The sequence below is a fragment of the Mycobacterium sp. 1081908.1 genome, assembly GCF_001673535.1.
Lineage (GTDB): Bacteria > Actinomycetota > Actinomycetes > Mycobacteriales > Mycobacteriaceae > Mycobacterium.
Genome location: NZ_LZLY01000141.1, coordinates 1 through 13,122 on the forward strand (window position 1 = coordinate 1; position 13,122 = coordinate 13,122).

At 67.7% G+C, this 13,122-nt stretch carries 12 protein-coding genes; 1 reads left to right on the forward strand and 11 read right to left on the reverse strand.

Annotation, left to right across the window (positions count from 1 at the left end):
* The 9 genes from A5655_RS22970 to A5655_RS23010 all read right to left on the reverse strand — a co-directional run.
* A partial coding sequence (locus A5655_RS22970; RefSeq protein WP_156765005.1) for an MlaD family protein occupies positions 1-577 on the reverse strand: 577 nt, incomplete at its 3' end.
* Positions 577-1,743, reverse strand: coding sequence for an MCE family protein (locus tag A5655_RS22975; RefSeq protein ID WP_067014091.1), 1,167 nt, complete (start codon positions 1,741-1,743; stop codon positions 577-579). The genes A5655_RS22975 and A5655_RS22970, both read right to left, overlap by 1 nt.
* A 14-nt stretch (positions 1,744-1,757) precedes the next feature.
* Positions 1,758-3,161: an MCE family protein gene (locus tag A5655_RS22980; RefSeq protein ID WP_067014093.1), complete on the reverse strand. Its 1,404-nt coding sequence runs from the start codon at positions 3,159-3,161 to the stop codon at positions 1,758-1,760.
* A complete protein-coding gene (locus tag A5655_RS22985; protein ID WP_067014095.1) occupies positions 3,161-4,243 on the reverse strand; it encodes an MCE family protein in 1,083 nt (360 codons plus the stop codon). The genes A5655_RS22980 and A5655_RS22985 overlap by 1 nt, the downstream gene beginning before the upstream one ends.
* Positions 4,236-5,270, reverse strand: a complete 1,035-nt coding sequence (locus A5655_RS22990; protein ID WP_067014097.1) for an MCE family protein — start codon at positions 5,268-5,270, stop codon at positions 4,236-4,238. Before A5655_RS22990 ends, A5655_RS22985 begins: the two co-directional genes overlap by 8 nt.
* Positions 5,267-6,493 carry an MCE family protein gene (locus tag A5655_RS22995; RefSeq protein ID WP_067014099.1) on the reverse strand — a complete coding sequence of 409 codons (1,227 nt, stop codon included), beginning with the start codon at positions 6,491-6,493 and terminating at the stop codon, positions 5,267-5,269. Before A5655_RS22995 ends, A5655_RS22990 begins: the two co-directional genes overlap by 4 nt.
* Positions 6,494-6,631: 138 nt before the next feature.
* Entirely contained in the window at positions 6,632-7,543 is a 912-nt protein-coding gene (locus A5655_RS23000) for an SDR family NAD(P)-dependent oxidoreductase (protein ID WP_067014102.1), read from the reverse strand.
* On the reverse strand, positions 7,540-7,869 hold the full coding sequence (gene fdxA, locus A5655_RS23005) for a ferredoxin (protein ID WP_067014104.1): 330 nt from the start codon (positions 7,867-7,869) through the stop codon (positions 7,540-7,542). Before fdxA ends, A5655_RS23000 begins: the two co-directional genes overlap by 4 nt.
* Positions 7,866-9,431: an NAD(P)/FAD-dependent oxidoreductase gene (locus tag A5655_RS23010; protein ID WP_067014106.1), complete on the reverse strand. Its 1,566-nt coding sequence runs from the start codon at positions 9,429-9,431 to the stop codon at positions 7,866-7,868. The genes fdxA and A5655_RS23010 overlap by 4 nt, the downstream gene beginning before the upstream one ends.
* A 142-nt stretch (positions 9,432-9,573) precedes the next feature.
* Between A5655_RS23010 and A5655_RS23015 the strand changes: the two genes are divergently transcribed.
* Complete coding sequence (locus tag A5655_RS23015; protein ID WP_067014108.1) at positions 9,574-10,173, forward strand: TetR/AcrR family transcriptional regulator; 600 nt, start codon at positions 9,574-9,576, stop codon at positions 10,171-10,173.
* Between the two features lie 98 nt (positions 10,174-10,271).
* On the opposite strand, the gene A5655_RS23020 is transcribed toward A5655_RS23015, so the two are convergent.
* Entirely contained in the window at positions 10,272-11,906 is a 1,635-nt protein-coding gene (locus A5655_RS23020) for a fatty acyl-AMP ligase (protein WP_067014110.1), read from the reverse strand.
* 256 nt (positions 11,907-12,162) lie between these two features.
* The gene (locus A5655_RS23025) at positions 12,163-13,119 is read right to left on the reverse strand and encodes a 4-(cytidine 5'-diphospho)-2-C-methyl-D-erythritol kinase (protein ID WP_197508780.1); all 957 of its coding nucleotides are present in this window, start codon (positions 13,117-13,119) and stop codon (positions 12,163-12,165) included.
* Between the last annotated feature and the right edge of the window lie 3 nt (positions 13,120-13,122).

Below are 13,122 nucleotides of genomic sequence, written 5' to 3' on the forward strand. Positions count from 1 at the left end.
GGAGCAGTATGTGGACCTGCGCCCGCGGCACAACGCCGGACCCTACCTCGAAGACGGCTCGGTAATTCCCGTCGAGCGCACCACGATTCCGCAGGCGGTCGGGCCGATGCTGGACCGGGTCAGCGCGCTGATCGACAGCATCCCCAAAGGCAAGATGAGCGCGCTGCTCGACGAATCGTTCCGGGGGCTCGACGGGAATTACCGAGCCGTCTTCGAGGTAGGGTCCGGCGTTGTGCCGCGGGCGCAGGTCCACATACTGCTCCCCGATCGCCGAGATGCTGCGCACCTCCGCCCGCAGATCGGCGGGAATCCGCGGCGACCGGTCAAGCGAGAGCGTCGCGCGCACCCGGTCGGGCTCGAGATCGACCGCGGTCACCTTGCCCACCTGCACGCCCCGGTAGGTCACGTTGGCGAACCGGTATATCCCTCCGCCGGAAGGCAATTCCATCCGCACGGTTATGTGGTCGATGCCCAGCAGGGTCGGCGCCTGTACGTAGACCAGGGCCATCGCCAGGACGCCGACGATCGAGACGATCGTGAAGATCGTCAGCTGGATCTTGACCAGACGCGTCAGCATCAGCCGCCCGCCTGATCTTGCGGTGGGAAATCGGTGGGCAGCGGAGCCCCGTCGGTCGGCACCGGAGCATTCGGCGGCGGCGCGCCGGCGCCGGGCTGATCGTACGTGAAATTCAGATATTCCGGTTCTCCCGGTGCGGGAACGAGTTTCGCGCCGGGCTGACCCCACCGGGTGCCGAGCAGCAACGTCCGCTTGAGCCGGGGAAGCGTGAGATCGGCAATCAGGAACATGTTCATGTAATCGCCCCTGACACCCCGGTCGATCAGGTTCTGGCCGTAGGGGAAGGTCGTCGCCCAGACCAGCGCGCTATCCAGATCGGGACCGATGTCGGCGAGCGCCTTGATCGTCGGTTCCAGGTTCTTCAGGTCGCGCACCAGGTCGTCTCGCGCGTCGTCGACGAGGCCGGTGGCGGTGTCGCTGAAGACCCGCAACTTGTCCAGCGCCGTCGTGAGGCGCGGCCGCTCGCGGATCAGCACGTCCAGGGCCGGGGGAATCTTCTGCAGCGCCTGGGTGATCACGTCGCGCTGCCCGGCCAGCGTGTCGGTGAGGCGGTTCAGGTCTCCGATGACCCCAATGAGGTTGTCGCGCTGGGCGTCCAGGGCCCCGACGAAATCGCCGAGCCGGGTCAGCAGGTCGCGGATCTGGTCCTCGTGGCCGGACATGGCGGCGCTGAAGTTGTGGATGATGTCGCCGATTTGGCCCAGCCCCCCGGCGTTGACCACCACCGACAGCGACGAGAGGGTCTGCTCGGTCGACGGATAGGTCGACGACCTGTTCAGCGGGATGGTGGCCCCGGGTTGCAACCGGCCATTCGGGGCCTGCCCCGCCGGGGGACTCAGCTCGAGGTGCATGGATCCCAGCAAGCTGGTCTGCCCGACCCGGGCCACCGCGTTGGCGGGGACGACGACGGAGGGCTTCACCGAGATCGCGACGTCGGCGTGCCAGTCGTGGAAGGTCATGTGGTCGACGCTGCCGACGACGACGTCGTTGAGCGTCACCGGTGAATTCGCCTCTAACGTGCTGACATTCGCCAACTCGACATAGTAGGTGGCGGCGCCGGCACCTCGTCCCACGGTGCCCGGTAGCGGCAGCGAGTTCAATCCCTGGAACGCACATCCGGTGGGGGCGAGCAGGAGGAAGCCGCCGATGGCGAGCGCCCGGCGCACGGTCGGAGATCGGCTCACGGCTGCACCCCTGCCGCCGGGAGCAGCATGTCCTGCACGTTCGCCGGCTCGCGCGCCGGCATGTCCTGCGGCTCGGTGCCGGTGGCCGTGGTGGGTGGCGGCTCGGGTTGCGCCAGCCCGGGTATGCGTCCCGGCGGCGGCGGTGGCGGCGCCGCCGGCGGGGTGTCGCCGGGCAGCCCGCCGTACGCGGACACCGCGGGCGGCAGCAACGGCAAGGTGGGCTTCGGGCCCTCGCCGCCGGGCGCCAGGCGCGGTTCGGAGTAGACGATGTTGTCGGGGCTGGCCGACTTCATCAGGAACATGCTCGTCGGAATCGGCAGGTAGTTGAAGCTCATCGATCGCAGCGCGGGGCCGAGATATTGGGCGCACAGCTTTCCCGTCTCCGGCGCGGTGGCGTTTTCGAGCGCCCCGATCTGAGAGCAGATGAACTGCAGCGGGTTCGAGAAGTTGTTGAACACAATGGATCCGATGGTGTCGCCGGTGTCGGGGTTGTACGCGTTGTAAAAGTTGGCGAACGCGTTCGGGGCCACATGCAAGAGGTTTTCGAGATCCGTGCGGTGGTCGACGAGGTTCTTCGTGACGTCGGCCAACCGCTGGACCTGCTCGGAGAGCTGGTCACGGCTACCGGAGACGAAGCGTTGCACCTCGCCGACCACGGATGACAGATCGGTCAGGGCGGCGTCCAGATCGGACCTGCCGTCGTCGAGCACGCTGGTGAGCGTGGCGAGCCGATTCTCGAACGAGACGACCTGCTCGTTGCTGTCGCGCAGGGCCGTCACGAACACCTGCAGGTTGTTGATGATGTCGACGATGTTGCCGCTGCCGTTGGCCAGGATCCTTCCCACCCCGGACAGCTCCGCCAGCGTCCGGCGCAATTTCTCGCCGTTACCGCTCAGCGCGTTGGCGGCGCTGTCGATGAACCGCGCGACCGACGGCGTCGACACCTGACTATTGGGTCCCAAATCCGTTGCGAGGCGTGTCAGTTGGGTCTTCACCTCGTCCCACTCGACCGGTACGGCGGTGCGCCCGACGGGAATCACCGCGCCGTCGCGCATCGCCTGCCCGCCCCCGTGGTACGCCGGCGTCAGCTGGACGTAGCGCGCGGACACCAGGTTCTGGGCGACGATCACCGCCTTGGCGTCGGCGGGCACACGCACGTCGCGGTCGACGTTCATCGTGACCCGGACCAGGTCGCCCTCCGGGCGGATCGACGTGATCTTGCCGACCTTGACCCCGGAGACGCGCACCTGGTCGCCGGGGTAGATCGCGGTCGCGGTGGTGAAGTAGGCGGTGATCGTCTTCGGGCGCCAGAATGACTGGTAGGCAACGAAAGCCGCGCTCCCGATGCCCACCACGGCCAGCACGACGGCCACGCCCACTGCCAACCTGTTCCGCGACATCAGTGCGGCACCTCGGGGATCCCGTTGCGCGGGAACGGGAATTCCGCGCGCGGCCCGGCGTTGTCCGGCGGCTGCCCGGAATTGTTGCCTCGGCGGAAGCCGAAGTAGTAGTCGAGGAACGGCTGGATGAACTGCGGCGGCATGATATTCGGGGTGAACGACTGGTAGTAGAACCCGCTGGACACCGCTTCCCCCTGGGTGACCTCGTACTTGGCCAGGCCCGGAAGGGCTTTGGCGATGTTGTCGCGGTTCTTTTGCAGGATGGCGGTCACCGCGTTGAGCTTCTGCAGCATCGGCGCCAGGGTCTTCTCGTTGTCGTGCACCAGCCCGGACAGCTGCTTGGCCATGGCCGACACGTTGGCCAGTAGGTCGACGATCGCCTGGCGCCGCCGCGCCAGCACGTCGAGCAGGTCGTTGGTGTCGAGGATCAACCGGTTCACCTGCTGGCTGCGTTCCGACAGGATGCCGGTGAGGGTGCCGGTGTCCTTCAGCACCTCACCGAGCGTCTGGTTGCGGCCGTTCAGCGACTGCGACAGCCGGGTCAGGCCATCGAACATCGGCCCCAATTGCGGTGCGACCCGGTCGATCGTCGCCGACAGCGTGTCGAGCGATTGGTTCAGCGATGCGGTGTCGGTGCCGGCAAGGTCGTTGGTGAGGCCGCTGACCGATTCCGTCAGGGAATACGGCGCCGAGGTGCGCGAGACCGGGATGACGTCGGACGAATGCAGCGTGCCGGCGCCCGCCGAGTCGAGGGTGAGCACCCGCCGGCCCAGCAGCGAACCCGTGCGGATGTGTGCGGTGGTGTACGACCCGAGCCGAATCCTGCCGTCGACGTTGAAGGTGACCAACGCATCGCCGCCGCTCAGCGTGATGCCCGACACCGCACCGACCTTGATGCCGGACGCCGTCACGTCGTCGCCGACCTCCAGCCCGCCCGATTCGGTGAACAACGCCCGGTAGCGGACGTCGGTCGCCATCGACATCAGTCGCTGCGGTTGCAGGCCGACGGCGATGACGAGTGTCACGAGGACAACGCCGATGAAACCGGCCCGAATCAGGTGGGCGCCGCGGTACTTACGCATCGGGTTCCGCGCACCTCCCGCCGGTCTGCCGCAGCCAGGGGAACACCGCGGTCCGGCCCTGCAGGTCGGTGACCCTGACGGTCATCCCGCAGACGTAGAACTGGATGAAGCTGCCGTACGCGCCGAGGCGGACCAGTTTGCGGTAGTTCCCCGGCGCCTTCTGCAGCGCCACGTCAAGCTGGTCCTTGCCCTGGTCGAGCAGGGGCGCCAGGCGACCGAGCTGTTCCACGGTGCCGGCCAACGGCGGCCGCGCCTTCCTCAGCAGGTCGGTGATGGACGCGGTTCCGTTGTCCAGCGATTCGATCGCGGCACCGATCGGATCGCGGTCCTGGGAAAGGCCGGCGGTCAAGCGCTCGAGCCGGTCGATGGCGCTGGAGAACTTGTCCCCGTCCCGGACGAGGGTCCCGAGGACCGCGTGCATGTTGTCGATCAGTTGTTGGACCGTTCGGTTGTTGTCGGCCAAGGCATTCGAGAACGACGAGGCCTTCGAGAAGACGGAGTCCAGGGTGTCGCCCTCGCCCTGGAAGACTCGCACCAGCGACGAGGTGAGCGCGTTCACGTCCTGCGGGTTGAGGCCCTGGATAACGGGTTTCAGGCCGCCCAGCAGCAGGTCGAGGTCGAGGGCGGGAGCCGTGCGGTCGATCGGGATCTGCGCCCCGGCCGGCAGCCGCCGAGTCGATCCGGGGCCGTCGACCAGTTCGAGATAGCGATCCCCGACCAGGTTGAGGTAGCGAACCGCCGCCTTCGTGCCGGTCGTGAGCGCGACCTCCCGGTCGGCGTCGAACTTCACCAGGACGGTTGTGTCCGTGCGAAGTTCGACGCTGTTGACCGTGCCGACCCGGATACCGGCCGCGCGCACCGAGTCGCCGGGTTTGAGGCGCGACACGTCGGTGAAGATCGCGGAATAGCCGTTCGTCGCGCTGGTGCGGTATTGGCCGAAGATGAAGAAGAGGAACGCGGTCAGCGTCGTCATCACGACGGCGAAGGCCCCGAACTTGAGCACCGTCGCGCCCGTCGAGCCGCTCACCCGGGCTGTCCGACCTGTGCGGAGTTGCGCGGCGGCCCGTCGATCGGTCCGTACAGCAATTGCTTCAGCCCGTCGGAGTTGAGCAGGATGCCCTGGTTTCCGTACTGCGTCGGATTCGCACCCACGTCGGTGACCAGGAACGGCGGAGCGGTTTCGTAGGGCACCGCCGGCAGGTGTTGGTCCGCGCAATGCGGACCGCCCGTGGCCGCGACCTTGGGCAGGTGACCCGGGTAGCGATAGCGTTCGATCCCGAGCGTGAAGCTGACCGAAACCACGACGCCCGGATCGCCGGGCGGCGGGTTCTTCGAGATCGGCACCAGGCCGGCCAGCGCGCAATTCAGCGCGTCGTGGTACTCGTTGGCGATGTCGGTGGTCGGCGCCAACAGGCGGGCGACATCGGTCAGCGCGCTGCGGTTGCCGCCCACGACGTCGTTCCCGACGTCCGCCAGGCCGATCGAGCTGATCAGGAACGCATCGAGGTTGGCTTGTTCGTCGACGACCGTCTGGCTGATGCGTGTCGTGTTGTCGATGACCTCGACGAAGTCGTGCGCGCCATCCGCATAGGCGCCGAACGCCTTTCGCGAGGCGGCGATGTCGTGGGTCAGGTCGGTCAGGCCAGGATCCAGCTTGGCTAGGAACGAATCCAGGTCCGCGAGCATCTGCCCGATCTGGTGCCCGCGGCCGTTAACCGCCGAGGCGAGCGCGCCCAGCGTCTCGGTGAGTTTTTCCGGCTCGATCTTCGACAGCACCGAGGTGAGTTCTTCGAACACCGTATTGATCTCGACCGTAACGCTTTTGGCATCTAGAACCTGGCCCGCGCGCAGCTTTTCCCGCGAGGGCTCGGCCGGGGGAATCAGCTGCACGAACTTGGCGCCGAACACCGTCGTCGAGGCGATGTCCACGAGCACGTTGGCCGGAATCAGGCGTAACTTCGACGGATCGATCGCCAGGTGCAGCGCCGCCTGGCCGTCCGGCCGCTCCTCTATCGAGGAAACCGATCCCACCTGCACCTCGCGCAATTTCACCTTCGCGTCGGGATTCATCACCAACCCGGCGCGCGGCGACAGCACCGTGACCGGCACGCTCTCGTCGAAGTCCCCGCGGAAGGAGAACGCGGTGAGGGCGACGACCCCCGCGATCGCCGCGAAGGTCACCAGGCCCATCAGCGGGCGAACGACTGACGGACCGGAGACGTTGCGCGCCAACCCCCTTGGCTCAGTCATGGCTCGAGCTCCTTGTCCGCAGCGCCCCCCGGGGCGGATCACTGAATGCCCCGGCGTGAGGCCAGAATATGTCAGTGCTGACGTATTTGGAAGACGTCAGTACTGACAAATTTTGCTGCGCGCACGGGTGCCAGGTCGTTAGACCGGTTCTGCCGGTGCAGGTTCGGCGAACCCGCGGCCGAACCGCTCCACCATCTGCCAGTAAGCAGGCACGTTGCCGTCGCCCAGGTAGTCGACCAGCAGCCGCACCTCGGGCGGCAGATGCCCGTCGACGTCGGTGAAACCGTACTCGCGGGCGAGCCTGGAGGCGAAGAACGATCGGCCCGTGCGGGCCATCCGGTCGGTATCGGTGAACAGCGCGACGACGGCGCGCCCCGGGAAGCGCGGCGACTCGCAGATGTCGAGGTCGAGCCCGAACAGCTCGCGCGAACCCGACGGACCCTCCGTCGCGAACGCGAGGATGCGCTCGGTGAGCACCAGTCCGGGCCACAAGCCGATCACGGCGACGTTGTGCTCGCGCAGTTCGAGCGCGGTGTCGTGGGTGATCTTCTCGATGGCAGCCTTGGCCGCCCCGTAGGGCGTCGAGAGCAGGTAGTCCTGGCAGCCGTGGGAGGAGATGTTGACGATCAGCCCACCCCGCTGCTCGATCATCATCGGTGCGGCGAGCGCCGAGGTCACGAAGTTCGCGCGGGGTCCGACGGCGAGGCTGTCGGTGATCGCCTGGAACGGCAGCGTCCAAAACGGCTGCGCCACCATGGATGTGAAGTCCGGCGAGGCGACGTTGACCACCATGTCGAGCCGGCCCGCCTCGCGCCGCAACTCGTCGAACACGGCCACCACCTGGTCGTCGTCGGAGTGATCGCAGGTCCTGGCCACCGCGGCGCCGCCGAGCTCGCGGATCTGGCCGGCGGTGTGCTCGAGCCCGGCGGCGTTGCGGGCGGTGAGCCAGACGGTGGCGCCCTGAGCGCCGAGCTCGATCGCGATGCCCTGGCCGATGCCCTGGCTGGCGCCGGTGACCAGGGCCACCGCGCCGTCGAGGGTCCGCGTCACTGGCACTTGCCCCCGGCCGGCTCCAGCTGTTTGACCGCCAGCGGATCATGCTCGCTGACACCGACTTTGGCCGCGCCGCCCGGCGAACCCAGCCGCTCGAAGAAGTCGGCGTTGATCTGCGTGTAGGCGCTCCACTCCTGGGGCAGGTCGTCCTCGTAGTAGATGGCCTCGACCGGGCAGACCGGCTCGCAGGCACCGCAGTCGACGCACTCGTCGGGCTGGATGTAGAGCATCCGGGCGCCTTCGTAGATGCAGTCGACCGGGCATTCCTCGATGCAGGCCTTGTCCTTGAGGTCGACGCAGGGTTGGGCGATCACGTAGGTCATCGCGAGACATCCTCGAGCGCCTGGTGCGCGGCGTTGTAGCCGGGGGTGAAGGTAATGCCCGGACCCCCATGGCATCCCGCGCCGCCCAGGTACAGCCCCTCGACCGGAATCGGCATGTCGAGGAAGCCCTTGGGCCCGGGCCGGTTGGGCCCCATCAGGTCCGGATGCAGCATGCCGTGGCAGAAGTCTCCGGCGGGGGCCGCGAACATCGTCTGCATGTGGTACGGGGCGAACGTGATATGCCGAATCTGGATGTCGCGGAAGTTGGGTGCGAAGCGGGTGATCTTGTCGATGACCTTTTCCGCCATCACGTTCTTGAGCTGGCCGTGCATTTCGCGCGGGGTTTCGACCGGGAACGCGTAGGCGAACGCGCTCGCCGCGTGCTTCCCCGGGGGCGCCATGCTGGGATCGTGCACGGACGGGATCTGCATGCCCATCGACGGATTGTCCGGAATGATGCCCCGCTTGCACTCCTCCCATTGGCGTTGCTGTTCTTCGGGTGAGCCGAAGATGCCGATGGACGATTGCATGCCCGGTTCGTTGAGGAAGTCGTACGGCGGGGCGAATTCCGGCAGGCCGTCGAGGGCGAAGTGGATCTGGACGAACGGCGCCCGGTGGTCGCGCCCGCTGAGCCGGGTGATCAGGTCGGCGGGCAGGTGCTCGACGCCGACCATATCCATCATGGTCAGGTCGGGCGACAGGTTGGACACGACAACCGGGGCGGTGATCTCGAAGCCATCCTTGAGGCGCACGCCGGTCACCCGGTCGTTCTCGACGAGGATCTTCTCGACCTTGGCGCGGTATCTGACCTCGCCCCCGTGGGAGACGAACAGGTCGTGCAGGTGCTGGCCGAGCGCCCCGATCCCGCCCTCGAGCTTCGTCATCATCGCCGCCCCTTCGTTCGGGACGGCGAGCGCGAACGCCAAACATGTTGCGCTGCCGGGGGTGTAGGGCCCGCGGTAGGTCGAGTTGATGGCGAGGAAGGCGAGCATGCCGCGCAGCACCGCGTGCTTGTCCTTGTCGGGCAGGAAGCGGTCGATGGGATCCATCGCCGAGCCGAACAACACTTCGTGGATGGCCCTGCGTTCGGATTCGTTTGCCGCGCAGGCGTACATCTCATCGAGCGTCTTGGGCGGCGTGCACACCTCGAAGCGGCCGAGCGCTTTCGCCGGCCCCTGGCTCCAGCCGATCATCTCGGCCATTCCCGTGACGGCGTCGGTGCCGAGCTTCTCGGCGAGGTGGGTCATCAGCTGCATCGGATCGCGGTAGAAGATCATGGGTTCTTCGCCGTTGTCGCCGAGGTTGACCGACTGGACTTCGGCATCGACCGTGGGCAGGGTGTCCAGTCCCAGCTCTTTGGTGATCGCCGGGGCGGTGGGGAACTGCACCGAACCCGCGATCTCGTAACGGAATCCGTCGATCAGCTCGACCGTGGCCGCCATTCCGCCGCTGTAGGTGTTGGCCTCCAGGCACAGGGTGCGCAGGCCGCCGCGCTGCAGGACCGCCGCCGCGGTCAACCCGTTATGGCCGGCGCCGACCACGATCGCGTCATAATCCGTCATCGCTGATACTCCTTGTCCGAACAGTCTTCGAGGCGAGCCGGCCGCACAGCCGAAGCGGGTGGAACCTAATATATGTCAGTACTGACTCAATTGGAAGGTGTCGGCGCTGACAAGGCCAACCCGACGTGATGGGATGCCAGGTATGAGCGAGCGGACGAATCTGCACAAGCTGCGCCACAGCAGGACCCATGAGGCGCTGCGGCAGGTGGCGTTGAAGCGGTTCGCCAGCGAGGGCTTCGGGAACGTCACGGTGCAGCAGCTCGCGCAGGAGGCCGGCGTCACCGAACGCACGTTTTTCCGGCACTTTCCCACCAAGGAAGCCGTGCTGTTCCAGGACTACGACACCCAGGTGGAGTGGCTGGCCGACGCGCTGGCAACACGTCCGCGCTCGGAGTCGGTGTTCGAGGCGGTGCTGGCCAGCATGGCCAGCTACCCGCACGACATGGAGCTGGTTCGGCAGGCGGCGCTCGCCCGGGCCGAGCTGATCACCGGGGAGCAGATCGCCGGCCACCTGCGAGTGGTCCAGTCGTCATTCGCCGCGGTCATCACCGACTTCGTCAAGCACCGCTACCCCGATGTGGACAACATCGACCTGGTGGCCAACGTCGCGGGCTCCACGCTGGCCGCCGCAATGGTCATCGGGGTGGAGACGTGGGGGCGCAACGGTTGTGTCGACGATCTGGCGGCCATCTCCGCCACCTGTCTGGACTTGGTGCGGTCGGGGCTTTCGCCGCTGACCTGAGGCCTCGCCGATCGCGAGCGCGCGTGTCTGTAAGGCGACACGCCGCAATCCGTGGCAATTTGCGCGCGCTCGCCGCAACGGGCGCGGCCGAACGAAAGCTAGCTGACCAGGCTGACCGACGTGGAGCGGCGCAGCTTGCCCGACGGCGTCTTCGGGATGGTGCCGGGGCCCAGCACCACCACGTTGCGGGGCCGCACGTCGACCTCGGCCACCACTTCGTGGGCGACCTGGTGCTCGATGCGGCGCACCTCGGCCGGGTCCTGCCAGGCGTTGGACTCGACCGCGACGGCGAACGTCTCGCGCGAATGGCCGGCGTCGAGGCGCACCGCGACGGCGCAGCCGGGCCGGACCCCCTCGACGCGGCCGGCGGCCCGCTCGATGTCGGTCGGGTAGATGTTCCGGCCGGCCATGATGATGACGTCCTTGACGCGGCCGCACACCACGACGTGGCCCTCCTCGGTCAGGTAGCCGAGGTCGCCGGTGTCGTACCAGCCGTGCTCGTCCTGGGCCGGGATGAAGCCGCCCATGGTGAGGTAGCCGGGCGTCAGCGACTCGCCGCGCAATTCGATGACCCCGACGCCGCGCGCGGGCATCACGTTGCCGTTCTCGTCGATGATGCGGGCCTCGAGGTCCTTCAGCAGGGGGCCCAGCGTGGCCAGCCTGCGGGTGTTGCCCTTGGTGGCCGGGACGGCGCGGCGCAGGGCGGCCAGCAGGTCGGCGTCGACCTCGTCAACGACGAGCCCGGCGTTGCACTCGGAGAACGAGACGGCCAGCGTCGTCTCGGCCATGCCGTAGGCCGGCAGGATCGCCGAGGGCCTCAGGCCGAACGGCTTGCCCGCGTCGAGCACGACCGCGACGTCGGCCGGCTCGACGGGCTCGGCGCCGGACAGCGCGAAGCGCAGGGTCGACAGGTCGAAGTCGCCGGGCTTGGCGTTGCGGCGCAGCCGCTTGGCGAGCAGCGCGTAGGCGAAGTTGGGCGCCGCGGTCATGGTGCCCTTGTACTTGTCGATGAGCTTGGCCCACAGCAGCGTGTCGCGCAGGAAGTCCATCGGCGTGACCTTGACCAGCTCCGCGCCGAAGTACATCGGGATGGTCAGGAACCCGACCATGCCCATGTCGTGGAAGCAGGGCAGCCAGCTGACCATGACGTCCTTGTCGACGTCGTACTGGGCGCCGATGAACATGGCCTCGGCGTTCGAGTAGATGTTGCGGTGGGTGATCTGCACGGCTTTCGGAGATCCGGTCGAGCCGCTCGTCAACTGCATGAGCGCCAGGTCGTCCTCGCCCACCTCGACGGGGTCGATCGGCTCCGACGCGAGCAGGTCGGCGACGGTGAGGACCGTGAGGCCCTTCTCCTCGAGGACGGGGATGGCCACCAGGAAGGGCTCGGACACGATGACGGCCTTGGCCTCGATCATGCCGATGACGGTCATGGTGTCCTCGGCCCACACGGCCAGGTCGGTGCGCGGCGTCGGCTGGTGCAGCATGGTCAGGCTGGCACCGCGCATCCACAGCCCCTGCGCCGTCGGGGCGATCTCCACCGGGTAGCCGGCGAGCACACCGACCGCGTCGCCCAGGCCGATGCCCGCGGCGGCCAGGCCGCCCGCGATGCAGCGCGCGCGCTCGTGGACCTCGCCCCAGGTGTGCCGGACGGGTTCGTGGGGTTCACCGGTGACCATGCCCGTCGTCGCGGTGCGGGCATTGCGGAACATCTTGTCGGTAAACCTGCTCACAAAAACCTCCTCGGTTCCGGCAGTTGCCCCAAGGCCCGGAATCTCATGTTCCGCCTGCTGGGCGCCACTTTGAAGCAGCCACGCGAGCACAGTTGCGCAGCGGTTAGGTCTCGAACCGGTGATGAGCCAACGAGCCCACCGGCAATTCCGGTGGGCGAAGTAATCGAGTGGTCTTGCTTACCGCTGCTCGTCACCGGGAGCCATCTTAAACTCCTCTTAAGTAACTGCCAAACCGTGACGCGGCTTGAGCGCGAATTCACACTTCAGTGGGGGCCGGCACCACGCGGGCACCGGGCACCGGGCCGCTGGCCACCCGGACGGTGCGACAGACACCCGCTCCGGACAGCTGGGTCCCGACATCCACCGCCGACGCCGCCGATGTGCACAGGAAGGCGCAGGTCGGGCCCGACCCGGACACGATTCCGGCCAGGGCGCCGGCCTCCACCCCGGCGCGCAGCGCCTTGCGTAGGACTGGGTTCAGGCTCACCGCGGCCGCCTGCATCTCGTTGCCCAGCAGCGGCGCCAGCTGCTCCGGGTCGCCCGCGGCCAGAGCCGCAAGCACCGGCCCGGGCTCGGCGAGTCGCGGCGGATCCCCGGCCTTGCGCAACCGGTCGAGCTCTTTGAAAACTTTCGGGGTGAGCAGCTCGCTGTCGGCGAACGCCAGCACCCAGTGAAAGCTGTTGCGTGACAGGACGGTGGCCAGCTCCTCGCCGCGACCGGTTCCCAGCGCGGTGCCGCCGTGCAACGCGAAGGGCACGTCGCTGCCGAGCCGGGCGGCGAGCATGCGCAGGTCGCGGCGCGGCACGTTGAGTTCCCACAGCGAGTTGATCGCGACCAGCACCGCCGCCGCGTCGGCGCTGCCGCCCGCCATGCCCCCGGCCACCGGAATGGACTTGTCGATCATGATCGACACGTCGGGGGCCCGCCCGACGTGTTCGGCCATCAGCTCGGCCGCCTGCCAGGCGAGGTTGCGCTCGTCGGTGGGCAGCTTGTCCGCGCCCTCACCGACGAGCTCGAGCGAGAGCACGTCGGCGTTGCGAACGGTCACCTCGTCGAGCAGCGAGACGGCCTGAAACACCGTTGTCAGTTCGTGGTAGCCGTCTCTGCGGCGGTCCCCGACCGCCAGGTAGAGGTTGACTTTCCCGGGCACCCGGACGGTGACCGACCCGGTGGGCACCCACTGCGCGGCGGTGTTGCCGTCAGACATTGTCAACCA

Bases quoted from the DNA above. Each gene is read 5' to 3' on its own strand.
- A5655_RS22980 (WP_067014093.1), bottom strand. From the start codon at position 3,161: ATGTCGCGGAACAGGTTGGCAGTGGGCGTGGCCGTCGTGCTGGCCGTG.
- A5655_RS22985 (WP_067014095.1), bottom strand. From the start codon at position 4,243: ATGCGTAAGTACCGCGGCGCCCACCTGATTCGGGCCGGTTTCATCGGC.
- A5655_RS22995 (WP_067014099.1), bottom strand. From the start codon at position 6,493: ATGACTGAGCCAAGGGGGTTGGCGCGCAACGTCTCCGGTCCGTCAGTC.
- fdxA (WP_067014104.1), bottom strand. From the start codon at position 7,869: ATGACCTACGTGATCGCCCAACCCTGCGTCGACCTCAAGGACAAGGCC.
- A5655_RS23010 (WP_067014106.1), bottom strand. From the start codon at position 9,431: ATGACGGATTATGACGCGATCGTGGTCGGCGCCGGCCATAACGGGTTG.
- A5655_RS23015 (WP_067014108.1), top strand. From the start codon at position 9,574: ATGAGCGAGCGGACGAATCTGCACAAGCTGCGCCACAGCAGGACCCAT.